The organism is Bradyrhizobium sp. BR 1432, assembly GCF_051547705.1.
Lineage (GTDB): Bacteria > Pseudomonadota > Alphaproteobacteria > Rhizobiales > Xanthobacteraceae > Bradyrhizobium > Bradyrhizobium zhanjiangense.
Genome location: NZ_JBPUGF010000003.1, coordinates 391,718 through 416,771 on the forward strand (window position 1 = coordinate 391,718; position 25,054 = coordinate 416,771).

22 protein-coding genes and 4 pseudogenes are annotated in these 25,054 nt (G+C 59.7%); 10 read left to right on the forward strand and 16 right to left on the reverse strand.

Annotated elements, in window-relative coordinates:
• The first annotated feature begins 115 nt into the window (after window positions 1-115).
• From tnpA to tnpC, 3 genes and pseudogenes are all read left to right on the forward strand, one after another.
• Window positions 116-460 (forward strand): IS66-like element accessory protein TnpA, encoded by a 345-nt coding sequence (gene tnpA, locus ACSKB8_RS02035; protein WP_438102159.1) that lies wholly within the window; start codon window positions 116-118, stop codon window positions 458-460.
• Between the two features lie 54 nt (window positions 461-514).
• Window positions 515-862 (forward strand): IS66 family insertion sequence element accessory protein TnpB, encoded by a 348-nt coding sequence (gene tnpB, locus ACSKB8_RS02040; protein WP_438102161.1) that lies wholly within the window; start codon window positions 515-517, stop codon window positions 860-862.
• Window positions 863-934: 72 nt separating this feature from the next.
• Window positions 935-2,445: pseudogene (tnpC, locus tag ACSKB8_RS02045) on the forward strand (IS66 family transposase); the annotation flags it as partial.
• A gap of 382 nt (window positions 2,446-2,827) precedes the next feature.
• Here tnpC and ACSKB8_RS02050 read toward each other — a convergent pair.
• From ACSKB8_RS02050 to ACSKB8_RS02080, 7 genes and pseudogenes are all read right to left on the reverse strand, one after another.
• Window positions 2,828-4,032, reverse strand: a pseudogene (locus ACSKB8_RS02050) (IS91 family transposase).
• Between the two features lie 10 nt (window positions 4,033-4,042).
• Window positions 4,043-4,924 (reverse strand): site-specific integrase, encoded by an 882-nt coding sequence (locus tag ACSKB8_RS02055; RefSeq protein WP_438110344.1) that lies wholly within the window; start codon window positions 4,922-4,924, stop codon window positions 4,043-4,045.
• Between the two features lie 460 nt (window positions 4,925-5,384).
• Window positions 5,385-6,242 carry a tyrosine-type recombinase/integrase gene (locus ACSKB8_RS02060; RefSeq protein WP_438102162.1) on the reverse strand — a complete coding sequence of 286 codons (858 nt, stop codon included), beginning with the start codon at window positions 6,240-6,242 and terminating at the stop codon, window positions 5,385-5,387.
• Window positions 6,239-6,445, reverse strand: coding sequence for a hypothetical protein (locus ACSKB8_RS02065; RefSeq protein ID WP_438102164.1), 207 nt, complete (start codon window positions 6,443-6,445; stop codon window positions 6,239-6,241). Before ACSKB8_RS02065 ends, ACSKB8_RS02060 begins: the two co-directional genes overlap by 4 nt.
• A gap of 117 nt (window positions 6,446-6,562) precedes the next feature.
• A complete protein-coding gene (locus ACSKB8_RS02070) occupies window positions 6,563-6,955 on the reverse strand; it encodes a tyrosine-type recombinase/integrase (RefSeq protein WP_438110346.1) in 393 nt (130 codons plus the stop codon).
• 5 nt (window positions 6,956-6,960) lie between these two features.
• Window positions 6,961-7,161: a hypothetical protein gene (locus ACSKB8_RS02075; protein ID WP_438102165.1), complete on the reverse strand. Its 201-nt coding sequence runs from the start codon at window positions 7,159-7,161 to the stop codon at window positions 6,961-6,963.
• Window positions 7,158-8,399 carry a tyrosine-type recombinase/integrase gene (locus ACSKB8_RS02080; RefSeq protein WP_438102167.1) on the reverse strand — a complete coding sequence of 414 codons (1,242 nt, stop codon included), beginning with the start codon at window positions 8,397-8,399 and terminating at the stop codon, window positions 7,158-7,160. The genes ACSKB8_RS02075 and ACSKB8_RS02080 overlap by 4 nt, the downstream gene beginning before the upstream one ends.
• A 123-nt stretch (window positions 8,400-8,522) precedes the next feature.
• On the opposite strand from ACSKB8_RS02080, the pseudogene ACSKB8_RS02085 reads away from it, so the two are divergent.
• Window positions 8,523-8,666 (forward strand): annotated as a pseudogene (locus ACSKB8_RS02085) (transposase domain-containing protein); the annotation flags it as partial.
• Window positions 8,663-8,914 carry a hypothetical protein gene (locus ACSKB8_RS02090; protein WP_438102169.1) on the forward strand — a complete coding sequence of 84 codons (252 nt, stop codon included), beginning with the start codon at window positions 8,663-8,665 and terminating at the stop codon, window positions 8,912-8,914. The pseudogene ACSKB8_RS02085 and the gene ACSKB8_RS02090, both read left to right, overlap by 4 nt.
• Window positions 8,915-9,488: 574 nt before the next feature.
• Here ACSKB8_RS02090 and ACSKB8_RS02095 read toward each other — a convergent pair.
• The 4 genes from ACSKB8_RS02095 to ACSKB8_RS02110 all read right to left on the reverse strand — a co-directional run bounded on the left by ACSKB8_RS02095 (window position 9,489) and on the right by ACSKB8_RS02110 (window position 12,351).
• Window positions 9,489-10,253 carry an autoinducer binding domain-containing protein gene (locus ACSKB8_RS02095; RefSeq protein ID WP_438102171.1) on the reverse strand — a complete coding sequence of 255 codons (765 nt, stop codon included), beginning with the start codon at window positions 10,251-10,253 and terminating at the stop codon, window positions 9,489-9,491.
• Window positions 10,254-10,718: 465 nt separating this feature from the next.
• Window positions 10,719-10,994, reverse strand: coding sequence for a hypothetical protein (locus ACSKB8_RS02100; protein ID WP_438102172.1), 276 nt, complete (start codon window positions 10,992-10,994; stop codon window positions 10,719-10,721).
• 473 nt (window positions 10,995-11,467) lie between these two features.
• Window positions 11,468-11,767, reverse strand: coding sequence for a hypothetical protein (locus tag ACSKB8_RS02105; RefSeq protein WP_438102174.1), 300 nt, complete (start codon window positions 11,765-11,767; stop codon window positions 11,468-11,470).
• A 326-nt stretch (window positions 11,768-12,093) separates the two neighbouring features.
• Complete coding sequence (locus tag ACSKB8_RS02110) at window positions 12,094-12,351, reverse strand: hypothetical protein (protein WP_438102176.1); 258 nt, start codon at window positions 12,349-12,351, stop codon at window positions 12,094-12,096.
• A 237-nt stretch (window positions 12,352-12,588) separates the two neighbouring features.
• Here ACSKB8_RS02110 and ACSKB8_RS02115 point away from each other — a divergent pair, with 237 nt between their 5' ends.
• From ACSKB8_RS02115 to ACSKB8_RS02130, 4 genes are all read left to right on the forward strand, one after another.
• On the forward strand, window positions 12,589-13,110 hold the full coding sequence (locus ACSKB8_RS02115; RefSeq protein WP_438110348.1) for an MATE family efflux transporter: 522 nt from the start codon (window positions 12,589-12,591) through the stop codon (window positions 13,108-13,110).
• A 423-nt stretch (window positions 13,111-13,533) separates the two neighbouring features.
• Complete coding sequence (locus tag ACSKB8_RS02120) at window positions 13,534-13,782, forward strand: hypothetical protein (protein WP_438102177.1); 249 nt, start codon at window positions 13,534-13,536, stop codon at window positions 13,780-13,782.
• 1,259 nt (window positions 13,783-15,041) lie between these two features.
• Window positions 15,042-16,694, forward strand: coding sequence for an outer membrane beta-barrel protein (locus ACSKB8_RS02125; protein ID WP_438102179.1), 1,653 nt, complete (start codon window positions 15,042-15,044; stop codon window positions 16,692-16,694).
• Window positions 16,695-17,247: 553 nt separating this feature from the next.
• Window positions 17,248-17,463, forward strand: coding sequence for a hypothetical protein (locus ACSKB8_RS02130; protein WP_438102180.1), 216 nt, complete (start codon window positions 17,248-17,250; stop codon window positions 17,461-17,463).
• Between the two features lie 363 nt (window positions 17,464-17,826).
• On the opposite strand, the gene ACSKB8_RS02135 is transcribed toward ACSKB8_RS02130, so the two are convergent.
• Window positions 17,827-18,174 (reverse strand): hypothetical protein, encoded by a 348-nt coding sequence (locus tag ACSKB8_RS02135; protein ID WP_438102182.1) that lies wholly within the window; start codon window positions 18,172-18,174, stop codon window positions 17,827-17,829.
• A 549-nt stretch (window positions 18,175-18,723) separates the two neighbouring features.
• On the reverse strand, window positions 18,724-18,930 hold the full coding sequence (locus tag ACSKB8_RS02140; RefSeq protein ID WP_438102183.1) for a cold-shock protein: 207 nt from the start codon (window positions 18,928-18,930) through the stop codon (window positions 18,724-18,726).
• Window positions 18,931-19,225: 295 nt separating this feature from the next.
• Between ACSKB8_RS02140 and ACSKB8_RS02145 the strand changes: the two genes are divergently transcribed.
• Window positions 19,226-19,615: a hypothetical protein gene (locus ACSKB8_RS02145; protein WP_438102185.1), complete on the forward strand. Its 390-nt coding sequence runs from the start codon at window positions 19,226-19,228 to the stop codon at window positions 19,613-19,615.
• A 69-nt stretch (window positions 19,616-19,684) separates the two neighbouring features.
• Here the strand turns inward: ACSKB8_RS02145 and ACSKB8_RS02150 are convergent, their stop codons facing one another.
• From ACSKB8_RS02150 to ACSKB8_RS02160, 3 genes and pseudogenes are all read right to left on the reverse strand, one after another.
• Window positions 19,685-21,727: a prolyl oligopeptidase family serine peptidase gene (locus ACSKB8_RS02150; protein ID WP_438102187.1), complete on the reverse strand. Its 2,043-nt coding sequence runs from the start codon at window positions 21,725-21,727 to the stop codon at window positions 19,685-19,687.
• Window positions 21,728-22,847: 1,120 nt separating this feature from the next.
• Window positions 22,848-24,012, reverse strand: a pseudogene (locus tag ACSKB8_RS02155) (alpha,alpha-trehalose-phosphate synthase (UDP-forming)).
• Window positions 24,009-24,707 (reverse strand): trehalose-6-phosphate synthase, encoded by a 699-nt coding sequence (locus ACSKB8_RS02160; RefSeq protein WP_438102189.1) that lies wholly within the window; start codon window positions 24,705-24,707, stop codon window positions 24,009-24,011. Before ACSKB8_RS02160 ends, ACSKB8_RS02155 begins: the two are co-directional and overlap by 4 nt.
• Window positions 24,708-25,054 lie beyond the last annotated feature (347 nt).

Sequence of the window (25,054 nt, forward strand, 5' to 3'; positions counted from 1 at the left end):
CAACTTAAGGCACATTTCACAGCGTGACGCATTTTACGTATCCCTTCGGCGGCGATCGCCTTGTTCGGTTCGACAAGCTGCCTGAGGGTGTGACCTTAAGTTTAGCCTTAAGGTCATGTGGCGAATGCAGGTGAAGGTATTGGGCGTCGAACGTCGGCGCCGCTGGAGTTACGACGAGAAGGTTCGTCTGGTCGAAGAGACCGTGCAGGCCGGCGAGACTGTTTGTGGGGTGGCGCGGCGGCATGGCGTGGCACCGAGCCTATTGTTCACATGGCGTCGGCAGGCACGCCAGGGCCGCCTGGGCGGTGATGCCGTGCCAGCTCTCGTTCCTGTCGAGATCACACCTACGCCGGCTCCGGTATTGATCAGCACGCCGCAACCGGCGTCTTCACCGCCTGCACAGCGCGCAAGGGCTGGAATCATCGAGATCGAGCTTGGCGGTGGCTGGTGTTCGCGTTGACCGGGACGTCGACGGTGAGGCGCTGCAGCGGGTTGTTGAGCTTTTGAGACGGCGATGATCCCGATTCCGAGCGGCGTCAGGGTTTGGATCGCAACAGGCCACACCGACATGCGCCGCGGCATGCAAAGCCTGACTCTTACGGTTCAGGAGAGCTTGAAGCGCGATCCCCATGTCGGCGATCTCTATATCTTCCGGGGTCGTCGCGGTGACCTGGTCAAGATTCTCTGGCACGACGGATTAGGCATGTCGCTCTATGCCAAACGCCTGGACCGCGGCAAGTTCATTTGGCCGGCGGCGTCGGCCGGCGCGGTATCGATCTCGGCGGCGCAAATGGCTTACATGCTCAAGGGCATCGACTGGAGGAATCCCCAGCTAAGCTGGCGGCCGCAGAGCGCAGGTTGATCCAGAAAAATCTCCCGGCTGCCGGCATTTTGGGGAGTCCAAACGCATTCAATCTGTGATTCACTGCGTCGCATGGATGCCGACCGCGACGCTGATCCGGATGACGTTGCCGCGCTGAAAGAGGCGCTCGCTGTCGAGCGCGCGAAGGGTTTGGAGATCGCCGCCGAGCTCGCGGTCGCCCGCGCGAAAGCGTCGGAAGACGAAGCGCTGATCGCACAGCAGCAGTTGCAGATCGCCAAGCTGAAACACCAGATCTATGGGCAACGGTCGGAACGTTCGGCGCGGCTGATCGAGCAGTTGGCGCTGACGTTCGAAGAGCTGGAAGCCGACGCCACCGAGGACGAGCTGGCGGCGGAACGAGCCGTGGCCAAGACGACGACGGTGCGCGGATTTACGCGCAAGTGCGCCGAGCGCCAGACCTTCCCTGAGCACCTTCCCCGGGAGCGGGTGGTGATCGAAGGACCTACGGCTTGTGAATGCTGCGGCAGCAATCGCCTGCGCAAGCTCGGCGAGGACGTGACGCGGACGCTGGAAGTGGTGCCGCGCCAGTGGAAGGTGATCGAGACGGTCCGGGAGAAGTTCTCCTGCCGCGACTGCGAGAAGATCAGCCAGCCGCCGGCGCCATTCCATGCCATCGCCCGGGGATGGCCGGCCCGAGCCTCCTGGCCATGATCATGTTCGAGAAGTTCGGCCAGCATCAGCCCTTGAACCGCCAGGCCGAGCGCTATGCCCTGGAAGGCGTGCCGATCGCACTGTCGACCATGGCGGATGCCGTTGGGGCGGTCTGTGCCTCGCTAGATCCGTTGCTGCGCCGCCTTGAGGCCCATGTGATGGCGGCCGCGCGTCTTCATGCCGATGATACGACCGTGCCGGTGCTGGCCAAGGGCAAGACCGATACGGGCCGCTGCTGGATCTACGTCCGGGACGACCGGCCGTTTGGGGGCACGGACCCGCCGGCGGCGATGTTCTATTACTCACGCGACCGCAAGGGCGAGCATCCCCAGGGGCATCTGGCCCGGTATGCCGGCATCCTGCAGGCCGACGCCTATGACGGCTACAACCAGCTCTATCTGGCCGGGCGCCAGCCCGAACCGATCCGGGAAGCTGCCTGCTGGTCGCATGGAAGGCGCCCGTTCTTCGCCATGGCCGACATCGAAGAGAATGCGCGGCGCAAGGGCGTCGGAAAAAAGGAAATCCCGCTCTCTCCGATCGCGATTGAGGTCGTGCGGCGGATCGACGCGCTGTTCGAGATCGAACGCTCGATCAACGGCAAGAGCGCCGAGGAGCGCCTTCAGGTGCGGCAGACGTTGAGCCGGCCCGTGATCGAAGACCTGCAGGTCTATATGCGCGAACAGCTCGCCAAACTGTCCCGCGGCCATGACCTGGCCAAGGCGTTCAACTACATCCTCAAGCGTTGGGCGAGCTTCACGCTGTTCCTGGAGGACGGGCGAGTTTGCCTCTCGAACAACGCCGCCGAGCGAGGCTTGCGAGGCATCGCACTTGGCCGGAAGTCCTGGCTGTTCTGCGGATCTGATCGCGGAGGGCGGCGCGCCGCAGCCATGTACAGCCTCATCGTCACAGCGCTATGCCGAGTGCGGCATAGTAGAGAGCGTTTTTAGATTGGCGGCGCGTGGTTCGGTACCCAACACGAGCACTCGCGAGGGGCGCCGGTAATCTAAAAACGTGTTGGACGAAGCCGCGGGCACGCCGCTGCAGCTATGGGTGTTGAATCACTGCGCCGTTATTTGTGAAGCGTCGTGATCTGGACTGGAGACAAGTCCAAAGCGGATATTATCCCGAAAGTACTGGGTGGAAGCGACATCTGGGAAACGAAGTAACCGAAAAATGCGAAGCGCCGGAGGTTTGACGTCGGAAGAACGACAACAGGGCATCTATCGGCTGCCACGGCGGCCGGAAGAATTGCGAAATGGAAGGTGGCGGTTCTTGGTTGATCGAGGTCTCGCATCAAGAAGTGTCCGGTGAGCGAACGGCACTGAACGAACCTGGCTGCAAGACCTCGACGCACACCATGTGGCCTTGATGACAGGATGGACATTGACGCAAGGAAGCGGCATTGCAGTGCTCAGCCTTCTCGGGGCAATCGGATTGCTCTTCCGGCTCCGAATGAGCATCTGCGGATATCAATCCGAGCAGTTCACGGCAGCGAGCGAGCTTTTGCTTGCGGTAGCGGTTACCCAGAAATCCATAGTAGCGAATACGTTTGAAGCCTTCGGGCAGGACATGGATGAGGAAACGCCGAATGAACTCCCCGGCGTCCAGCGTCATTACTTTCTGCTGGCTTCCGTGGCGGTAATCCTTCCATCGAAAGCGTACTTTGCCGTCTTCGATATCGATGACACGGCTGTTGCTGATCGCTACCCGATGCGTATAGCGGCCGACATAGTGCACAACCTGTTCGGCGCTGCCAAATGGCGGCTTGGCGTAGATAACCCAATTGATTCTGCGGACATCGTTCAGATAACGCTGAAACGCAGCCGGATCACGCAACGGTTCCAGCGACGAGAAGAATTGTAGCTCGCCGGTATCGAACGACTTTTGCAAGGCGCTGAGAAATAGGCGCCGGAACAGACGGGAAAGCACGGCCACGGGAAGAAGAAGCCGGGCCGGCACGCGATCCAGCGGCTACCATCCGGGGACAGTCCTCCTCCAGGAACGACGCAATGGAGGTGGGGATGGTGAAGGAGGTTCTGGCCCCAAGTATGAAGGACAGAAAAGAACCCGATCTCCGCACCGAGGTGCTTGGGGTCGGCAGCGATAGTCCGCAAAGTCTCTGCAGCTGTGCGGAACATAATATCGTACACGGTGCCGGCATTCTGGAATGCGATCGCTGCGATTTGGTCGGGTATGGTGAAAACAACGTGAAAATACTGCGTATCGAGAAGCTCCGCTTGTCGGTCCTCGATCCATTCTGCCCGCGCGAGCGATTGGCACTTGGGGCAGTTGCGCGAGCGGCAGCTATTGTAGGAGATCCGCCGCTCTCCGCAGTGATCGCACTGCTCGACATGGCCACCGAGCGCGGCCGTTCGGCAGCGCTCGATCGCCGTCATTGCTGCACGCCGTTCGGTCGATAGAGACCTCCAGTGCTGCTCGCGCCAGGCAGCACCATAGCGGCGGAAGATATCCGCCACTTCCGGACCTGAGCGTCCCATGGGGCCGCCGTCAGAAATGTTCAGGCGGCGGCGGTGGTGGTGCCTTAGGGATTGGTCGCGGCAGCAGCTCCAGCGGGCTGGTCGCCGCGCAGACTTTGTTCGTGGCTATCCGGAGATATTGCGCGGTTGTGGACAGGCTGCGATGGCCAAGCAAGAGCTGGATGGTGCGAAGATCGGTGCCGGCCTCGAGTAGATGAACGGCGAAGGCATGCCGCAGCGAATGCGGCGTCACGGGCTTGGCAAGGCCGGCTAACCGATGCGCCTTGCTGCAGGCGTCCTGCACCGCGTTGGTCGATATCGGCTCGTTGGGGATACCGCCGGGAAACATCCACGTCCTCGGCCGGACGGCGCGCCAATAGTCGGTCAGTGTCTCCAGCAACCGTGCCGAGAGCATGACGTAACGGTCCTTCTTCCCCTTGCCTTGATCGACACGTAGCACCATCCGCTGTCGGTCGATGGCCCCCGGCTTTAGGCGTACCGCTTCGGAAATGCGCAGACCGGCGGCGTAGCATGTTGTCAGGATCACTTGATGCTTGCGGCTCTCCACGCAGCCGAGGAAGTGCAGCACCTCTTCGGGGCTGAGGATGACGGCGAGTGTCTTGGGCGCCTTTGGACACGGAATGATGAGGTCGAAATCCCATTCGAAGCCGAGCGTGACACGGTACAAGAAACGGAGCGCTGAGACGGTCACGTGGATCGACTTCGGCGCCAACTTCTTCTCGTTCGTCAGATAGACTTGGTAGGCGCGGACATCTTCCGGCCCAAGCAAAGCCGGCGACTTCGCAAAATGGCGGGCGAACTGCGAAACCTGCAGCAGATAGGAATCCTGCGTATGCGGTGACAAGTTGCGGATCTGCATGTCGTTTATCATGCGTAACCGAAGCGGGGTCATTGAAGGCTCCTTGGCAAAAAAACGAAAACTGCCCGAGGGCAGCAACGCCATCTTGCTCGAAGCCAAGCTTATGAACGCTGCAAATTACGTCTCACCATGGCACGCCAAAGCAGTTACAGTTGCTTCAGCCGCATTCCTTCATCCGACGATGGGCCACTCTTGCCGAGTGTTCTGCCGCGGAGCGGCTTCGTCCAACGCTGTTTATGCCGCCCGCCGAACTATGCCGAACGGGTTTGGTATGGCACGTCGTTGTCACGGTGGCGTCGTCGATCGCGTGCACGGCAGCCCCATTCCATTCGGCATAGTCTGGTCGTTCAAAGCGCCTCGAGGAAGGCGAGTAGGCGGTCGTTCGGCTGGAATGCGGGTTCGCTTGCCGCGCTCGTACGGCTTGAGCTTCGCCAGAGCAGCTTCCTTGAGGGCGAGGTGGGCGTGCAGGTACGTCTGCGTCGTCTCGACCGATTCATGACCGAGCCACAGCGCCGATCACGGAGCAGTCGACGCCGGCTTGCAGCAGTCCCATCGCAGCGCTGTGCCTCAGCACGTGCGGCGACACGCTCTTGGCCTTCAAAGACGGGCAACTCTTGTGAGCGACACGAACATGCTTTCCCAGCAGCGACTGGACGCTGTCGGCACTGAGCCGGCCCCCGTGCACGTTGGGGAACAACGCTGTTGCTCCTTTCCGCAACGGTTCCTTGAGCCATGCCTGGAGCGCACACCGAGCGAGTGTGGTCAGCGGAGTGGTCCGCTCCTTCCGCCCTTTACCGACGCATCGTACGTGTGCGCCAGACCCGAGGTGGACGGCATCCCGGTCAAGGCCAGTGAGCTCTGAGAGGCGTAAGCCCGTCTGGGCCGCGACCAGCAGCAAGGTGTGATCGCGGCCGCCAAGCCACGTCGTTCGATCGGGCGCGGCGAGAACCGCCTCGATCTCGGGGCGCGTCGGGAAGTGCACCTGTCGCTTGTCGTGGCGCTTGCTCGGTATGGCGAGCACGCGCTGGATCAGCGCACTGTGTGCCGGTTCCTCGAAGGACACGAACCTGAAGAAGGATCGGATGGCGGTCAGACGCAGGTTACGCGTCTTTGCGCTGGCGCCACGCCTTACCTCGAGATCGGTAAGGAACGCGCCGATGAACGTTGCATCCAGATCGGCGAGCGTCAGGGCCGATGGGGACTTCCGCAGCCGCACCTGTGCGAACATGAACAGCAGCCGGAACGTGTCCCTGTAGGAGGCGATCGTGTTGCCGCTAACATTGCGCTGGCGCATGAGGCGCTCGGTGAAGGAGCGCTCGATCAACGTGGCGACATTGCAGGCGGGCTTCATGGCGTCACCTCCCATCGCCGATCGAGACGCCGCGCCGCTTCTTCCATCAACTCGGGGCAGGCCGAGAGATACCAGTAAGTATCGCGCACGCAGGCGTGGCCGAGGTAAGTGGAGAGTACTGGGAGTTGCTGCTCGACATCCTTGCCTTCGCGATACCAGTCGAGCAGCGTCCGGATGGCGAAGCGATGACGGAAGTCGTGCACGCGTGGCCCGGTACGATCACCTGGGCGCCGCAGCCCGATCTCTCGGGACAATCGCCAGAAGACGCGATGAACGTACTGGTGCAGCAAGCGGCCTCCCTGTTCGGCAACGAAGAAGGTCTAGCCGCAGCGTGATCCAAGCAGCGCGTCGCGCCGGTGGGCGTAGTCGCGCAGCGCGGTTCTCGTCGTCAGATGCAATGGCACGAGCCGCGACTTGCCGAACTTGGTCAGCCGGACCGTCAGCACGCCGGCGTCGAGGTCGACGTCATCACGCTCCAGGCCCATCGCCTCGGATATACGCATGCCCGTCACCGCGATCAGCCCGAACAAGGTATGGTAGGTCCATCGGCGCCCGTCCGCTGGCGGCAGAGTCAGCACTGCCGTCAGCAACGCGTCGATCTCCGCGTCGCTGTAGACATAGGGCTTGGCGCGGTTCCATCCCGGCAGCATGCCGACGGGCGGCACCTCCGTTCTCGGATCGAAGTTGGCGACATGGTGCGCGAACCCGCGCACGTCGCTCAATCGCAGCGCCCAGGGATGCATGACGATCCGGCGGCAGCGTTGCCCATTCCATTGCCAGCTTCGTCGTGATGATCCTGGCTTTGCTTCTCCAGGAAGGCGACGAAGTCGGCGAGCCGACGGGTCTGGTGCTCGTACTTGTATCCCAGTCCCTTGCGCATGCTCAGGTACTTATCGAGTACGGAGCGCAGATTGGTCATTGCACGCCTCCCGGCCAGGGCAGGCTCAATGTTCTCAGCGCATCGATGTCGACCTTCGCGTAGATCCGGGTAGTGTCGTGGTTCTCGTGCCGCAGCAACTGTCCTATCTCCGACAAGGTCGCGCCAGATCGGAGAAGCTCGGTAGCGAGACTGTGTCGGAAGATATGGGCGCCGCGGTGTGCGCAACCTTCGATTCCAACGCGATCGAGAGCGGCCTTGGCGATCATGGTGATCGCACATCCGGAAGCAAAGCCTACGTGTGGCGCGAGTGTGCGGACGAACAACCGTCGGCACGATGACTTTGGGCGGCCATTGCGCAGATATGCAACGATGGCCGCGCCAACGTCTGGCGGTATCGGCATCCGTGCACGCTGTCGGCCCTTGGCGCGAACGAGCATCTCGCTGGCGCGCCAGTCGATATCATCGAGGGTGAGCGTCGCGACCTCGTCGGCCCGCAGGCCGAGCTCGGCCAGCAACAACAGAATGGCGTAGTCGCGCCGCCCCATCACCGTCGCTCGGTCGCAACCGTCGAGAGCCTTCCGCACCTGAGCGGCAGGCAGATAGGTCGGCAGAGTTGCGAGCTTCCATCGTCGCATCGATGGAACGCAATCCGCCAACGGGCGCGCGTTCAGCTCCCGATGGTGGAGGTAACGGAGAAAGGCGCGCAACGACCAGCACATCGCCTTGCCTGTTCCCGGGCTCCAATCCTGGGCGTGGCGCTCAATGTAGCGGATCACGTCCTCTTGGCTGATCCTGCACAGGGCGGCGGCGCCGCCGGAGCACACCTCGTGCAGGAACCTGCGGATGACCGGGAGATGGCGGACGATGGACCTCGGGGCCAAGCCGCGCTCTGATCGCAGGTAGGCATCGAACTCCCTGAATATCCGTTCGTGCGGGGTGAGAGGCGGCAGCACCAACGGCGCGATCGCGCCTTCCCCGCGCAACACCGACAGCCATCGCTTGAGCGCGGCCCGGTCACCGGGTTGGATAGACTGCCTCCTGCCTCGATGTCGGAGGTACCGCTCAACGACCTGCTCATTGAGATCGACCAGCTTATAGCGATGGCCCGCGATCCAACTCAGGAGCCCGCCAACCACGTTGAGGCAACGCCACGCGCCGTGCCGAACGAGCTTCTCTTCGACGAGACGAGCGGCGTAGCGCTCGACGAGCTGTCCGTGCGGCCCGCTTCTGAGACGCTGGTACAGCCGGCTTCTGTCCAAGTACTCTTCAATTTCCATCTTCCTGTACTCCGCTGTTGAAAGCGGAGGCACAGAACGAACTATGCCGAACCGACCAAACGCCGGTCAGCGAAAAATCTGGGGAAAACGACCCGAGTCGGCATAGTTCGGCGGGCGGCATAAACGGCGAAAATGAACGGCATCGACCCGCAGGCGTGGCTGACGGATATCCTCGCCCGGATCGCCGCCCATCCGGCTCATCGGCTGGACGAGCTTCTGCCCTGGAATTGGACGTCAGCATCAGCGATCTCCGCTCGAGCGGCATGACCACCCACGTCAACAAGGTCCATCACGTCACCACCATCACCCAGGTCGCGAGGGACCTCGGCGAAGACGAAGATTGGCTGCGAGACGTCGCCAATGAAATGGAGATCGAGGACGGAGCCATATGGGTCTATGGCGTCGGCGAAGACGGTGTCCAGGCGTTCACCGACTTCGGCATCGAACGCCTCATCGAGCTCATCCAAATTTACAAAGAAGATCCGGAGTTGCTTAAGCGCTGGCCGTCAGAATAATCCAACCGAGCCCGCGGCCTACGCCGGATGCGTACCATTTTACGCACCTGACGATCGCACCTCTACAGGTCCATCGCAGGCAAAATTCATCGCGCACGATATGGTCCGAGAATCGTGTTCGATATGCATATCCTCTACCCCGCGTATGGGACAACTTGCTGACGCGTAGTTCGAAAAAACCATGACATGGTTTCACGCTTCTTCGGGGCCTTCAGTGTTGTGCAGGAGGCGACTCTCCCGCGAGCCTAGAATATCGAACGATCTGTATCATAAGCCATTTTCACACGTTCCTCTCGCTCCTATGCGCAAATGCCTCGAAAGACCATTCGTACGCATGTCTTTCAGTACGTGATCTTGTCCAGCGCGCTAGATGTCCACCGGCACGGCACAACTCGTCAGCTCACGAGGCCTTATTGAGTTGCAGCATAATCAGTCGAACTGACTAGTAAGTAGATGTCAGGGGATTGGTGGTAACCTGCACAGCCATTTGAGGGCCCCGGCGGCGCACTCGTTCGTTAACAGAAAATAACTGGCCGCGTTTGTGGCGGCGTCCTGCAAGCGGACGCGATACCAGTCAGGCTACCATCGGCGTGGCCAACGCGGGCTCCGTAAACTCAATAAGCCCAAGACGAATTGCCTTTACTAGACCACTAGTCCGGTTCGCCGTGCCGAGCTTTCGTATTGCGTTCTTAACATGAAAATTCACCGTATTCTCGCTCACGCTCAGTATCTTGCCGATTTCCCAGGACGATTTGCCTTCCGCGACCCACCGCAGGCAATCCTTTTCGCGCTCGGATAGGCTCACTTTTCCGTCTGAGGTGCAGTCCGAGGGCTTTGCGATCTCCTCAAACGCAATATGAAAGTGCCAAGCCAGTGCCTTGAGGCGCCTCACATTCGTCCGAGGATCGGCATCATCAAAACGGGAGGCGAATGAGACCACTGATATTCGTCCTGGTGGCCCAAATAGTGGCACGCCAACACCATTCTTCAGGCCTGCCTCTCTGGCCTCCTGTAGTACACGTTGTTCACATGCCTGAAGTCGATATTCTTTGGCGAGCTCATCCCATAGAAATGGCCCCGCAAACATCGGAGTCCGTCGGACCACCGGATCGATGGTGTAGTACTTGCGCTCCAAATAGCGCTGGCACCAGTCGGGCGGAACTTTCATGGCCACCAGAGGTGGTGGACATCCCGCTAGACGGAGCGGCTCCGCAAAAGTAAGTGCTCCGTAGACGATTTCAGTAAATCCCTCTTCGCTTGCAGAGCTCACAAGCAGGTCAAACAGCGCTTTGAGCGATTGCGTTTTGTTAGCGCATTCGACGAAGCCGAAGAGATTCATTGGCGCCTCACGCGATCAAGCCAGAAGGCCGTTGTGCGCCTTTCGATTGAATTTGTTTCAGCCGGAAGTTCGTTGCATTTTTTGCACGCTCCAGCTCGCAATGCGGACGCGCGACTGCGCGGATAGCTACGGTCGGAACGGAGCCTTCAGCGCGGTACCGGCATGGGCACATTGTGGATATGGGCACAATCGGAACGCCTGCGCGTTTTCGCCGGTTTGCATGGCGATGTCCAAGTTTCTTTCGTCGGCGCCCAAATGATGGTGGATCGCGCGGGAGACGCCTGCGCACATATTTCGCGCTAGACTGAATGGCGTTGTTGGACTTCCCGCTATGCCAAACAAACATCAGTCGGCTGTTCAATTGCCCGTGGGGAGAGATCCAGAGTTCCGGCGTCAGCCAGGCTTCTGAGCAGCAGTGCACAGATCGGGTTGATGATGCCGCGCTCCAGTTCCTTGATGCCACGATCAAGGGCCCGCTTGCGGGCGAAGATGAGTTCGTCTGGACTGTATCGCCATTTGATTCATGCGTATCTCGACGACGAGCGTATAGCTTATCGGCAGCGAGCCGACATCGGCCAACACGCGATCTTCGAGGCGATCGGTGGTCTCGAATCCAAACAAACCAAGTTCGGGTAGATAACGCGGTGCATTTGCTGCACTCATTGTCTTGCCGTCGAACGACTCGCGCACGTCCACCGCCCCGTTCAATACGGGCCGATCGAATCGGTTGACACTGGTCACTGTCCTTGCGCCTGCAGACATGGGCGACAAGCTGCACGGCGGTTCGGGCAAGGTCCGGAAACCGATCGATGTAGATGACACTGAGCATCCGTTTCTCCAAGAACTTTGAAGGACCGAAACAAGCTCAGCAAGTGTCATACCACTCGCGCTCCGGGGGACTAGCCGTCAAGACAAGCACTTGAAGAGATTGACGCGTCCTAAGAGTTGATGCACTGCGACATCCGTCCGATTTACAACAGCGCTGTTTGCACCAACCACGACACCCTAGGTGCAGATCAAGGAATCTCGAGGTACCGAGCGGTTTACGATCTCCTCCCGCACCAAAAGCTGAACGAGTGGGCTAGGCAATGCACGCACGCGAGCGACCGAAGCTCTTTCGATTTGCGCCGGACGATGCAGGTATTGCCGATCCAGTATCTCATCGCCAGGTCCGTGACAAAACCTGTCGCCGATAACGTGCGCGGCGGCAGCTTTCAGCGGTCCCATGATCGAGACGAAAAGGCCACGGCAGCATCCTGGTCAACAGGATCATCGACGCTTCGCGATTTGGGCGGTCGTGCGTTACGTATTGAATTGTTTGCCGCAGAGTTGCGCTGACGTTCATCGATCAACGATGTGAGCGCTCGACGCTCAAGCCTTCGCTCCAGCTCCGCCAACCCTGCTTTACATTCGGCGACAACCGATTGGGCGCGAAGCAGCTTGATCTTGAGCTCGTCCTGTTGCCTTGGTATTTTCTCAAGATCCCAATCGTCCTGCATCAGCTCATTGATCATCTGGAAAGCACCGATTGAAGTCCGCCGCTTAGCTTCACGAACCCAGGCTCCGCATGTCGCAGATGCCCCGCCCTACCGGGCTAAAAGCGACGCAAACGATCGTTCTGAGGACGCCTTTACGCTGGCGCGCACCATCTTTGAGGACCGCCACTCGTTGCGAGCTCCTTACACTGCCCGGCAAACCGGAGCGCGATCCGAAGATGGCAGAGTTCGCGACGCAGGCGCACGGCTTGGAAAGCGCATCAGGAGACCTCTGCAAGTTTCGTCTGAACACCTGGATCGGGTGCCGAACGAGCATCATGGTCACAAGTGGTTTCGTCACATCTTCAAGCAACCGGCATGCCAATGCCGGTTGAGCGTTTTATGAAGAAGCGATGTCTGTTTTCCCGCAGCACGTAGTTGCAGGCGGTGCTGTTGTCGCGCTTGAAACAAACGACGTCTTGAACGAGACAGCCAACGCCGCAACCACAACTCACTATGGCAACGGTCAATTTAGAGAGAAAGATTTTGCGGACCTCGGCCCGAATGCTCTCACCATTTTTGAGCGGTGCGTTGTTGTGTGAGACCATGCTATCGCCCGCCATGGCGCCGATGATGCGAACGCGACCGCAGCGATAAGATCGTGTCAGCGAGGGCAAAGGAAGCTGAAGCGCGCAATCCGGGGCAGCGTATTCATGAGGAAGACAGCAGAAAAAACGCCCGCATCGCGGCCTCGTCGGTTGGCGAAATGGGTAGCTGGCCGTCAACTCACCGACGAACTCGCCGCAACTGCAACACTCGCCACCCCGATCGCGCTCACGCAGGTCGGACAGATCGCGATGATGGCGACGGATCTGGCCTGGATCGGCCATATCGGCACTGAGGCAGTGGCGGCAGCCGCGCTTGCCGGCATGATCTTGTCGGTCGGCGTGACCTTCGCAGCCGGTGTGACCTCGGCGGTGGGCCCGCTGGCGGCCCAAGCATGTGGTGCCGCGGACGGAGCTCTGGTACGGCGCTCGGTGCGCATGGGGCTATGGGCACGTCGCCCCGGAACAGGATGTCGAGCGCCTCCGAGCAGCCATTTCGCCCCTCTTGCGGCGAAGGACTTCTCGGCCGCGGAGAGCTCGTCGGAGACGCGCCCGATGTCGGCCCCGGCGACGGCGGTCAGAAGCCGCTCAAGCGCAGGAACGAAGTCCTCGAAACCGTCGGCGCACATCGCGCGTAGCGGCTCCAGGCGACGGATGTTCTCGATGCGAGCCTTGAAGTCCGCCGAGGCGCGGTGCGCCGCCTGCCCAGCCACATCGGCGTCTGCTGCAGGGACTTTCTGCCGGTCTCGGCATCGTGCTCGGCGATCGCGGCCGTGAGACGTTCGATCTCGTTATCGATGGCCTTGACGTCCTCGTCGATGAATTCGAGTTCTTTTGCTGCGGCGTCCCGGCGCGCCATCTCGGTACGCCGCTTGGTCTTGAAGTCCAGGTTTGTCGCGCGCGCCGCGAGCCAAGTCGCGCGTTTTGCGATCCACTCCTCCCTGATTTTGGCGCTTCTTCAAGGGTGCCGAGGACGACCCGAAGCGCCCTCAGAGCTTCGAGCCTGAGGCGCATCTTTCGGATGGTTTCGCTGATGTTGCGGTATGTCTGGATCGACTCGCGCAGCTCCTTGATGCCGATCGGACTGTCCTCGAGGATGTAGTTCCGCACGAACTGCGTGGCCGTCTGGTTGTGGTCGAGCGTCATCGCGTTGACGATTGATTTCTGCAGGGCGCTGGCGTTCTGCTCGCCATAGGGCGAATGCGGCAGAAGATGGCGCATGTACTCGCGGACGTAGTCGCTCGCCCGGTCGCGATGATTGACGAAGTTGCCTTCGCCGACCGCCGCGACGATCCGGGCTCGCACGTCTTCCCACTGCGCCGGGAACTGCGACTTCCCTCGCTGTTCGATGAAGTCCTTCGAGCTCAGAACGGCTCCGACGGCGACGAACAGCGCCAGCACGGTTTCCCTGCTGTCGGACTTGCGCTTCAAGCGCCATGCCGATCGTGACCGGCGGTCGATCGCCTTCCTTGTCTTCGAAGCCTGCCTGGCATGCTGCTCTTGCGCGACCGGCCGCACGTTGAAATTGTCCACGTGCACCTCATTAGGCTGCCTGAAAGGCCGTAACTACCGGGCCATCCTTTCGAGAAGCTGACGAGCCAGGCCATCTCTGCAAAGCGCCTGGACGAAAAAAAGCCCAGGCTATCTGTATCGCCCCCGTGCTGGCAATTGAGGCTAGCAGCGGCGTGACGCGCCTTGCCTGTTCTGGCAAAGCGCTGCCCTACCGTGCGCCGCCAACTTCAACGAACCTCTAACGCGCCTAATTCTCAAAAGCTGGCGAGACCCGCCGCAATTCACAAAACCTAAATCGATCCGTGTGGACCGCTTGTCGTCGAAGCCGAGGAAGGACGCAACCTTGTTAGGGCGGGGGGGCGCACTCGAGTTGTCAGGTTTGAATTGGCTGGGATGCTTCGCTCACGTTCGGCGGCAGCGGCGCCCTTTGCGATGCACTGGATGGTCGCTCTGAGCCGCGCCGGCTTGTGGATGAGCCGTCACGCCTTCATGTCTGGGCGGCGCTCGAGGCTGATGCATGTGACAAAAGGAATAACGCCAGGACCAGCATCCTCGTGCAACAAGCTTAGCTGGGCGCGCAGTTTCCTTCTATTCCTCGATGGATCGCAAGTTCAACCGGATCTACTGCGGCATTCTTCCATTGTTCATCACGAAGCTTTTGGCTGCCATCCATCATTGAAGCGCTACTCCTGAACTTTTCGCGCACCCACCGTTTCGCAAAAATTCGGGGCGGTGAACTGCAAGCGACGGGCTGCTTGCCAGGGGCGGCAGCTCGCGCCGCGACAAGCACATTGTACTTGCAAATAGCCGTTCATCCGGGCTGAACCGATTGCCGCTCGACCACCCTGGGAACATGAGGCGCGCGTGACCGCCTGGACTTCTGCATTCAGGGGGCGACGGAGAAGCTGTCGGCACTTGATTGTCAGCATTGAAACCATTGTCAGCAAGTTGACGCGACAAACTCTTACGAATTCCTGCAAAACATACGAACTGAGTTCGGCATGCGGCTTGCTCTGTTTCTGACACCACCACCAATCGCAGGGCGGTGATCTTCGGGTCGGACCAGGCGCGCGTTGCCGCAGTGTCTGCCCCGACGATTTGCCGTGCGGCGATACTTTAAGGAGCCGGCTGTAGACCGGCAAAGTGCAAGGCAATCTTTGATGCGATCCAGAGTTCTTTTTTGGAGTGCTACGACAATGGCGCTCGTTGCAAGCGGTGCAGCCAGGGCGAACTTTGAGCGAGAAGTGCAACTGCCGCCGGCGGTATGGAACTGGTCTGGAGCCTACATTGGCGGACACGTCGGCGGTGGGTACGGCCGAACCTCCTTCAGCAATCCATACGGTCCATCAATCTATGGCGGCGCCGTCGATCTCCCATCGTTTGTCGCAGGTGGCCAGATCGGCTATAATTGGCAGACCAACAGCTGGGTGTTTGGCATCGAGCTGGATGCCAGCGGTGCTGTCTCCGAGGGCACAAATACATGCCTTGCCCCTTCGGGCTTCGTTGTGAGCGCAAACTGCAAGGCAGGTCCGAGCCTCTTCGCCACCGGGACCGGTCGCGTCGGTTATGCCTTTGGCGCGCTCGGGCACACCCTGGCCTATCTCAAAGCAGGCGTAGCCTGGCAAAACAATCGGGGCGATGTGGTCAACAACTATGAAGGCGGCTGGCCACAGGGCAAAACGCATTTCGACGATGGTCGTCTCGGTGGCGTCATCGGTCTGGGCGTCGAGCAAGCCTTTACGCCTGCATGGTCGGTGAACGTCGAGTATGACTATCTGCATTTTGGCGGACCGCGTGTCGCGACCGCTTCGACAGTCCAGTTTCCGCCGTTTGCAATTCTGCCGGCGAACACAACCAGCCTGACCAGCAACTATCACATCGGAAAGATTGGCCTGAACTACCACTTTGGTGCGGACCCAGAGGCCGCACAATGGTCCGATGCGCCGCTGTATGCGAAATCAGCCGGCAGCGTACCACCCATTTCCTACGCGCCCGGCTGGTCGTTCGAAGGCGGCTCGCGGCTCTGGCTGAGCCGCGGACAATTCCAGTGGGATCACAGCGCAGTGCCGTATGGCTGGCCTAAAGACCCCAGTGTACTGGTATCGAGGCTCACTTATCATGGACTGGACGGATTTTCCGGCGAGCTATTCGGCCGTGTTGACAGTCCCTGGAGCGTGTTCCTGAAGAGCAATCTGGGTATCGGGCGCTTCGACAAAGGGAAGATGAACGATGAAGATTGGCTGCCCCACAAGGGACGGTCCTACCAGGACACCCTTTCAGGTCAGTCAAATGGAAGGTTCGCGTATTATGCGGCCGACGTCGGTTACGATTTCCTGCGCGGTACCGACTACAAGGTCGGTGGATTCTTAGGCTGGACCTATTACGGTCAGAGTTCGGACACGAGTGGTTGCGTTGAGTTCGCTAATCCGCGGAATCGATGTCTGAAGCCGGGTGACAACAGGATCGTTGGCAGCGAGGATACTCAATGGAATGCGCCTCGAATCGGCCTGAGCGCCGAAACCATGCTGACCGAGCGCTGGCGTTTGAGCGCCGACGTCGCCTACCTGCCATGGACCGGTTTCAAGGGGCGTGACTATCATCTCTTGCGCCCCAAGACCACCTTTGACGAACAACGCGGCAATGGTGGTGGCGAAGTCCAGATTGAGGGCGTCTTGTCCTATTTCCTCACCCAGAACATCAGCGTCGGGGTCGGTGGCCGCTATTGGGCCATGTGGACCAAAAAACGAGGTGACTCTCTGTGCAGCAGCCACGGCTGCATGGGTGATCCGTCCGTATATTGGGAAGTACAGCATGGAGCGCTGGGGTACATTCTTCCAGGCCTCTTATAAGTTCGATTGAAAGGTCCACCAAAGCCAAGCTCCAGATTCCTCTCGACCCATCCGAAGCCGGCTCGCGAGTAACGACGTCGGCGCCAGAATTGGCGCCGATGCCATTGGTATGGCGCGACCACGCACAGCATCGAGCGTAAGAGTGGAGACCCGATCTTGATCAACAGCATGAGCACGCGAGCGCAACAGCGCCTGCGCTCGTCCCAAAGACCGTCGCGTCGCACAACAGAATACTCGTCAATCTGTCGATCAACGGCGCGTCATTGCACGAGGAGCTGCGGTAGGCTGATTGAGGATCTCCGCAATGCGCCGGATGAGCACGGGCCGATACTCCTCGCCGCAAGGCTAGGCGGCAGCGGATCAACGATATGAATCCGAGCGTTGCGATGGACGCCGCTGGCATACCACTAGGAGCCCACGCGCAGCTCCGATCCGCGGAGCAAACCGCTGGACTTGTCGCGCTGGCCGTTCTTTGAGCCTGCCGCTGTCGGTTAAGATCAATATGTAACGGGCAAGCGCATCCCGGAAAATACACCATCGGGATCGCCGTCCGGTGGTCATCCCTGAGATGACGAAAGCCGGATGGGCGACCTCTGTGCCGGCAGATCAGCGCGACCTCGATCCGCTTTTTTGCCTGAGCAACGCGCCGTTCGTAGTTGGCGGTCAGCTGCAACAAGCGCTTCTTGATGAACGGGTCAGCTTGCGCTGCAAGTTCCTGCACGGTCCGCACCCTCTCTCTACAGAACTCGTCGTCCATCGCGCGCCCTAAAATTGCCCTCCACTACTGCCGATTGGGAAATATTGAGCTGCATATGACGCAGGTCACATTGCAAGAGATTTTTTTCCGGGGTTCCCTGGCCCCTGGAAGCAAGCGCTCGCGTCATTCAGTAATAAGCACGACGCTTATCCTTGCCCCGTTCCCGCCAGACGGCTTTGCACGAGCCGGTCCTGTTCGGCGGGATGATCACCGTCAGGGGTGGGCGAGGGAGAGCCGCCCTTCAATGCTGCACCCTCCGCTGCGATACCTCAAAGGCGCAGCACAGTGACAGCCGACCAAATCTGATTACGACCTTATCTAGCGACGATTACGCGCACGCTTTCTCAGCTCGGAAAGACAATCATTCCGGGCCCATCAACAATCGCTGTCGATTTGATCGATGCTGCGCGAGAACGATAGCACTTTACCTGAAATAAGTGCCGCGCGCGTTCGCAGCCGGGGTGGCAGTCGAGGCGACTGCTGCGTCACGCTGTGCGTCGATTGGATCCGCCTTTCCTGCGTCGCCGCGGCCTCTGACGGCGGCTGCGCGGAGGAATGAGTGATTTTTGTAGCATCCGTGACCGTTTGCGCAGCGACTTCGCTGGACGAGAAATCGATGGTTGATTGGGGCCGCGCTCTTTGACCGGCGACGGCCTTTTCGATCGCAGACAGGAATTGCCGCCCGTCTTGCGTAATTTCCCAGCCGAGAGCATCGCGAAACACAAAATTCGCACCAGTCGTGGGGCGCCCTGGGATTTGACCTCGCCGCGCCGCATCAAGCCAATGCGGTTTTGTTTACACCGGCCCTCGAAGGCCAACGGCATCAGCGTAGCAGAAATAGACCTGCAGCCGCAGCGCAGCCGGACAGTATGGTCCATAACGGACGAACCCGGTTGTGCGAGCACCTTCATGAGCTACATGCATCGTGCCTGGAAAGGGGAGGACCAGCCCGTGCATTGTTAGCTGCGACGACGCGCGGCGTGCACTTCCCGGCGTGTTGGTCTCGAGCGTACGGTTCGGACCGTTCGTGGCCCGCTGGCAGGAATATCTTGCCACGCCCACACTGCGACCGGGCTGGCAAACTCCTGTAACTCTGGCGGCAGTGATCGGCCCACGGCTTGAGGAGATCAAGGCTGTCATGCGGTTTGCGAGACAGCCTCATGCTGGAAGAGACGGTCAAAAGACCAAACAGTTCGGCGTGCCGTGACAAGGCATCGCCCCACGGGTGCGAGAACACGCTTTGCAGAGAGTAGTTTCCGAAGACGAGTCGGATCAGCCAACCCGGAGATCCTCAGCTGACATCTTGCCCGAACGCCCGGCCTTGAGCTGATAACTTACCCGTGCCCCCTCTTCGACGGTGGTGTAGCCGGCCTTTTCGACGGCACTGATGTGCACGAAGACATCGGGACCTCCGTCCCCAGGCCTGATGAACCCATAACCTTTGGTCGAATTGAACCACTTCACAATACCCATTGCCACCGCGGCATCTCCATAGTGAACCGTTTTGATCTAGCGAAAAGTCTCCCGGCTATCAAGACGGGCGGCAAGAGACGCCCGGCGTCGGTGCGCAGGTCACGTGCTCGTTTTTTTGTCGCGTGGCTCTAGCTGCCGCCGGATTGTGCAAACGACAGAAAGCGCCCTGACGTCGACGACACTTCGCTTCAAGGCTTCGGGATCCGGATAACGTTTTGACCTTCGCTTCACTCGTCGCGCGCTACCGGCTCACAGAAGAGCGGCAGAGCCTCGAACGCGCCGCGCTCAGCCGAGCTGCCCGATGGGTTTGATCGACGTTGAACAACAGGGCGGTCGTGAACTCCTTCGCACAGCCTGGAGCAGGATTACCAATCCGCGCCATGCCTGCATTGAAGCTACGTGGCATACTCTCTCAAGCGCGAAGACACTCGCAGGGCTGCGCTTTGGCTGTTCGCCTTTGGATGTCAGCCGCACGCCGGGCATGTCGGACGAACAGGGGTCTGTCGAGACAATCCTCAAGGAATCGCATCTGGCAACTTACCGCCCGCTCGTCATGTTGTGTTTGGGAAGCCAGGAAACCCGCTCGCCACCGGTGGCGGCTGTTCAAATCGGTAACTTGCGCTCTGACGAGCTTCATTGCGCCGCCGACGCTCGTCAGCTCTCTCGCCTTGGGTTCGATGAATTGAGCTAAGCAACGTGAAGACGTTGAGATAACGAATGGTCTCGATTCTATTTGCTTCGATCAGCCCGTCCAACGAATTTACTCAGAACAAAGCCGCCTCGATGCATAGGTGTATTCAAGGGCCAGCCGACGCGCGAGTTCGATGAGATTGGCCGCGGCGCTGTGTCCCCCGTCGATGTTCTCGTAGTAGAAGTAAGGCTGGCCTAGCGCGGCGAGCCTCGCGGCGGCCTTGCGGCCGTGCGCGGGATGCACGCGGTCGTCCTTGGTGGAGGTAAGAATTAAGGGAGCGGGATAGGTCTTGCCCGCAACCAGCTTCTGGTAAGGCGAGTAGGCTTCGATCCACGCACGCTGCTCGGCAATGGCGGGGTCACCGTACTCGCCGATCCAGGAGGAGCCCGCGCCCAATTTGGTGTATCGAAGCATGTCGAACAGCGGCACCTGGATGATCGCCGCGTTGAAGAGTTCGGGACGTTGGGTGATTGCCGTGCCAACGAGCAGGCCGCCCTGGCTGCCGCCAATCGCGCCGAGCCGGCGCGGACTCGTGATCTTCCGGCGGATCAGGTCCTCGGCAACGGCAATGAAATCATCCCATGTCGTCTGCTTCGTTGCCCCCTGGGCCGTTTGATGCCATTGTGGACCAAACTCGCCGCCCCCACGCAGGTTTGCAACGACATAGGCATTGCCTTGTTCAAGCCAGAGCCGCCCCACCGGTCCCAGATAAGAGGGCAGAAGCGAAGCCTGGAACCCGCCATAACCATAAAGAAGTGTCGGAATGGCGCCGTCAAACCTTGCGTTCTTCGGTCGCACCAGGAAGTAAGGAATTGACGTGCCATCACGCGAAGTCGCTTCGAACTGCTCTACGACATGATTGGACGCATCAAAGGCAGTAGGTGTCGTCTTCAATTCCTCAAGGCTTTTGCTTTCGGCATCAAAATACCAGACTGACGTCGGTCTGAGATAGCTCGAGACGGCGAACATGGCCTGGTCCGCTTCATCGGAGGCGGCTGACAGGCTGACATTTGTATGTTCCGGCAGCGGGATCGGCGTCGCCGACCAAGCTCCCTGATCGTACTTATAAACGAACGCTTTGCTCTGAACGTTTTCAAGGATCGTCAGGATCAACAAATTCTTTGTAGCGCTTAACCCGCTCAGGGCCTGGCGGGGCCCAGGTTGAAAGACAAGCGAGGCCTTAGCGCGGAGCGGATCCTGTTTCCATTCGGCCAGGTCATACGAAATCAGCGATCCGGCGGCGAAGCTGATATCGCCGGGCGGCGTCCATTCTTCATCAAGCTTCACAAGCAGGCGACTACCCACTAGTCCTCTCATCGCGGCCTTCTTCGGCAGATTGAGCTTGACGGACCCCTCAGGGCGGAAGACCACATACTCGTACTCGAAAGAGCTGATCACGCGGGTCGCGCCGGTCGCATGAATATGACCCTCCCTGTCACGAAGCACGAAGGGGTGCGTCTGAACGTCGGTGGGCTCGCCACGAAAGATCTCGCAAGCCTCACTGAGCGGCTGAGCGCGTTTGAGCTCCTTCACGACAAAGGGGTAGCCGGCTTGCGTCAAAGTCCCCTCGCCCCAGTCCCTTGCAACAAGGAGTGTGTCACCATCGACCCAACTAACGTGCTGCTTGCCCTCTGGAAGATAAAAGCCGTCCGCAACGAAGGTCTTGGCGTCGCGGTCGAACTCTCGTATGGACGCGGCATCCTTGCCGCCGTCGGAAAGAAAAAGCAGGCAGAGGCGCTCTTCAGGCGGAAGGTAGCAGCGACCTTTAAAGACCCAATTCCTGTTCTCGGCGACAGCCAGCGCGTCGATATCGAGGATGGTCTCCCATCGCGGGTTCTGGCTGCGATAGCTCTCAAGCGTGGTGCGCCGCCAGATGCCGCGCACCTGGTGATCATCTCGCCAGAAATTTTCCAGTCCGTGCCGTCCCAACGAGACGTACGCGATCCGATCCTTGGCCTGCAGGATGCTGAGCGCCTGTTCGTAGAAGTGCCGATAGCGAGGATCTGACTGGAGCACCCCGAGCGTCTTCTCGTTCTCGGCGCGAACCCAAGCCAATGCGCCTTGTCCTTCGATGTCCTCGAGCCAGAGGAATGGATCATCCGTCGTCGCCAATGTCGTTCGCTCCCGTGAAAGCGCCGTGGACGTGGCGCTGGCAGCCCAAGGCAACACCGCGGAGAAGGGTGGTGCTGTGTTCATAGACTTTCTCCCGATGAGATCGGCGGCCACGCTCGCACGCTTGCCGCGTCAAGCAGAAGGAGCGAAAAGCACGCAAGCGCATGACATAGCGTAGCTTGCGCCATGTTGCGGACCATTCACTGCAAACCGCGTGCCGGCTAAAGAGCCGCAAGTTTCAGCCACTCCGGCTGCAGCGCCATGTCCGCTTCCCGACACTGGTTGCCAAGCAGATACCGACAAAGTATCGGCCGGACAGTCCGTCAGACAGCACCGGTTTTTCGGCTTCAGCGGCTAAGCACGGAACACGCCCCGCTCCAATCGCAACGTGTACCTCCAATGAGGTAAATTCCTCCGAGCGAGTTCATTTGGCAGACTTGTCGACGGGGGTGATCATGACAAAGAGCAGCGCGTTGCTTAGAGGATTTCACTCAAGACGATGAGGGCAGAAGCAACGACTACGGCTCTAAGCAGCAACGCGTCTTGAGGTCGAGCCTCTAGCCAAACGAGTTCAAGCGCCGGGTCCAGGTTCTATCTTTCGGTAAGATGACGAACCGAAGCCGTCATCAGCAGCTCTTATGGTCGCTAGGGTCAGGCTCAATGATCCTGAATCTACCGCGGCAACCGGCGCACGAGCCCGTGATCCTTCATCGAAGGCGTACTACGCGGGCGAGATGTCGATCGAGAATGCCAGCTGCTGGCGGAGCAGCTTGGCAGGCGCGAGGCGAGTGCGAGCCATGCTGCTCTGTTCTAACGGTGCTGTTGCGGCCCTCCATTGCTACAGGCAGCCGCCACTTTCCGGCGCGGAACGACCAAAAGCTCGCTGGTGCCGACGCCACTTAAGAAGCGTCGTTCACGGGTACGGAACAACGCGTTGGCTGCACACCTCTCGTTCCATTATGGAGCACTCGCGTGATACCTTGATGCAGCTCGTTCAACATTCCCGGTCATCATCCAGGCTGGCGCAACCTGCAAGAACCGCGTCAGCGCTAAAGATCTGGATTGTTCCTCTGTGCTGCTGCAGAACAGCGTAATCTGCCGTACTGTGCTCCTCGTCTGCTCAGTCCTCCCCGGCACCGGGCTCTTGTTCGGGACGACCGCTGAGCGAAGCTGTGGGTATCGGCAGATCCCAGAGTCTGCGCTGTGTATGCATCAGTCGGGCCTCTAACGCCTCATAGGCCCTCTTCTCGTCTGCATAGGCAGCCTCGTTCAGGGCGACATCCGTGGGGTCGATCTCGTTATAGGTGGCCAGCGCCTCGGCATGGTTCCGGTACAGCGGCATGTGAGCCACGTTGGTCCAGCCGAGACCGAGATGGAGGCACTGATCAGCCGGAACAGTGACACGGCTTCTGTCCAGTTCCCAGACGTAGTCCGCCGACCAGTCGTGGATGGTATAGGATTCAAGCTTGTCCATCATCGACCGCCAGCGCTTGACTCGCTCCTCAAGCGGCATGTTGGCCGCTTCTGAAATAGCATCTGCGATCTCTTTGGGATCGTTTGGATCCACCAGCAGCGCCTCATCGTCGTTGAAGTCTTCAGCCGCCCCCGCAAACTTCGATAACACCAGAACGCCCGGATCCTGCGGATCTTGTGCAGCAACATATTCTTTCGCGACCAGATTCATGCCGTCCCGCAGCGGCGTGACCACACCTACCTTTGCCGCGCGGTAAAGACGCGCGAGCGCAGCCTGGCTGAACAAATCGTTCGTGTAGTGGATCGGCCTCCACTCGTCTGTGCCATGATCGGCATTGACGTGGTTAATCGCATTCTCCACGCCCTCCTTGTATTTCTGATACTCTTCGACGTCGGCGCGAGGATGGGGCGATCTGCAAAAGCGAGATGCTCTGCGGCTCTTTCGTTAAAAGCTCATTGAACGCTTCGACCCGTTTATCGATGCCTTTCGTGTAGTCGAGCCGGTCTACGCCGATCGCAAACTTGGCGCCTTGGAAGTTTTGCAATAATGACGAGACTTTTTCTTGCTCTGCGGGAGAGAGGTCTGCCGCAAGATACGCTGCGAACTGCTCGGGATCGATACCGATTGGGAACTTTTGAAGTCGGATCTGGCCACGTTCCGTGGTCACAACGCCATCCTCGCTCTCCAGCCCGAAATGGGTTCGCAGGCAGGCCAGGAAATTGTTCAGATCCCCGTTCGTCTGAAAGCCGAGCAGATCGTACTTCAGCATCGATTTCATCAGTTCGCGATGGTTGGGTACGCACTCTATCATGTCGGGCGTGGGCCATGGCGTATGGAGGAAAAAGCCGGTTGGCCGCTCAATGCCGAGGTCATGCAGATCGGCCCGAGCGGGAGCAGATGATAATCATGCACCCAGAATGCGTCCCGATCTCGTACGTCGAAAGCCGCGCGCGCGATGAAGTCGTTGATCCTTCGATAGCTGCCATAATCCTCTTCCGAGCCCGACATCCGGTCCGGCAGGGAGTGCAATGCTGGCCACAGCGTTGAATTCGAATAACCTCGATAGTAGCCAGGGTGGTCTGCGGCCGGCAGATCGAGCCTGGCGACGTGGCCTGCACCAGTCGGCACCAGTGGCAGGGGCCGCTCGATCCCGTCGCCTGGGGTCTCCGAAGACCCTATCCAAACCGCGCCGGAACGTTCCACCACCGGCTCGAGAGCCGCGGCGAGCCCGCCGGTCTGGGGTTTATTGGGGTCGAAGGGTGCAACGCGGTTCGAAATGACGACAAGCTTCAAATCGGGTTGCTGATCGACGGCATCAAGGCGATCCTCCACCTCGTCCGATACACTAGGATCGGAAGGACCTGCACTAGCCTGTTGCTCTTGCGGTCTCTCATCCAGGTGCTGGTCAAAGGCCGCCTGACCTATGGTTTCATCTTGCCCAGTGGCGGCCGATGTGCTGCCGGAGTCTAACGTTGCCGTATCGAGCGTGTCTTGGATTTGAACCATCTCGCAACTCCGTTTGAGGATGTTTACGTTTGGTGCAGTCGCAGATCAGCCCCGAGATATCTCCACTTCGCCAGGATGGTAGGTCTAGCTTTCGAGAAGCTGACCGGTCGAGCAAAATGGAATGAGCTGCGGGTCGCCTGTTATCGAGCTGCAGGACGAAGTCGACCCAAAGGTTCACCTCTCGGAGGCAAAACAGCGCCTTGTCGTGCGCTCGTCAGCGGGCGAGTGGCTGGCTAACCTCAATCAAGAGGCCGTTTCCGCACGAATTTATCACGCGGCACGGCTCGGCCGCGCTTCGGTTTCGCTTTGGTTCACATCTTTGTCGAAAACGAAGGCCCGGATCTCAT